Annotated in this window: 1 pseudogene; it reads left to right on the plus strand. The window is 78.8% G+C overall.

Going from position 1 to position 1460, the window contains the following annotated elements:
• Positions 1-1460, plus strand: a pseudogene (locus ACXJKG_RS21145) (chromosome segregation protein SMC); the annotation flags it as partial.

Here is a 1460-nt window from a genome sequence, read left to right on the forward strand (position 1 = left end):
ACCCTGACGACCTCGCCGCCCAGGCCGAGCGCGTCCGCGCCGCCGAGGCCGAGCTGGCCGCCGAGGTCGAGATCGCCCGGGCCGCGCTCGAGGCCGCCGTGACCGCGCGCCAGGAGGCCGAGACCGAGGCGACCGGAGCGGAGAAGGAGGTCGCGACGGCGTTGCGCGGCGCCGCCGACCGCCGCGAGGGCGTCGCCCGTCTTGCCGGCCAGGTGGCCGCCCGGCGCAGCCGCGTCGAGGCGACGCAGGCCGAGCTCGGGCGGCTCCGCGAGTCGCTGGCCGCCGCCGAGCAGCGCGGGCAGGAGGCGACGACGCAGTTCGCGGTCCTGGAGTCGCAGGTCGCGGGAGTCGAGGAGGGCGAGGAGGGGCTCGACGCCGAGCACGAGGCGGCCGTCGAGGCCCTCGAGCAGGCGAGCGAGCGGCTCGGTGCCCTGCAGGAGCAGCTGAGCGCCGCCGAGCGCGAGCGCGCCGCGCTGGAGTCCCGCGCCGAGACGCTGGAGCTGAGCCTCACGCGCAAGGACGGTGTCGGCGCCCTGCTCGCGGCCGACGGCCAGCCCGGCCTCGTCGGCTCGGTGGCGGCGCTGCTGGCGGTCGACCCGGAGAACGAGGAGGCGATCGTCGCCGCCCTCGGTGCCGTGGCCGACGCCGTCGCCGTCGACTCGGTGGACGCCGCGGTCGACGCCATCCGCTACCTGCGCACGGAGGACGCCGGACGCGCGACGCTGCTGGTCAGCGGCTCGTCGTCGCCAGCGCCCGCGCTCTCCGACGTCCCCGCCGGTGCCGCCCGGGCCGTCGACCTCGTGCGCGCCCCCGAGAACGTGCGGGCGGCTGTCGAGACCCTGCTGGCGGACGTCGTCGTCGTCGACGACCTGGCCGCCGCCCGCGCGATCGTCGCGGCGCGTCCCGACCTCGTCGTCGCGACGCGCACCGGGGACGTCCTCTCCCGGCACCGGGCGTCGGGCGGCTCGGCCACGGCCCCCAGTGCCCTGCACCTGCAGTCCGCCCTCGACCAGGCCCGCGCCGGTGTCGCCCAGGCCACGGCGGACGCCGAGCGCGTGCGCTTCGAGCTGGTCGGCGCGACCGAGGCCCAGGCCGCGGCCCGCGCCGCGCACGAGAGCACTCTGGACCGGCTCAACGAGTCCGACGCCGCCCTGGCCGCCGTCGCGGAGCAGCTGGGCCACCTCGGCTCGACCGCCCGCGCCGCGAGCGCCGAGGCCGCGCGCCTGCAGCAGTCGCTCGAGGCGGCCTCCCGCACGCTCGAGGACGACACCGCCCAGCTCACGGAGCTGACCGAGCGGCTCGCCGCGGCCGAGGTCGAGCCCGCCGAGAGCGAGGCGGCCATCGTCGAGGGCAGCGCGCGGCGCGACCGGCTGATCGAGCTGGCGTCCGGGGCTCGGTCCCGCGAGACCGAGGCCCGGCTGACCCTGCGCACCGGCGAGGAGCGCGCCCGGGCGCTGTCC

It is taken from the genome of Cellulomonas sp. P5_C6 (assembly GCF_054049635.1).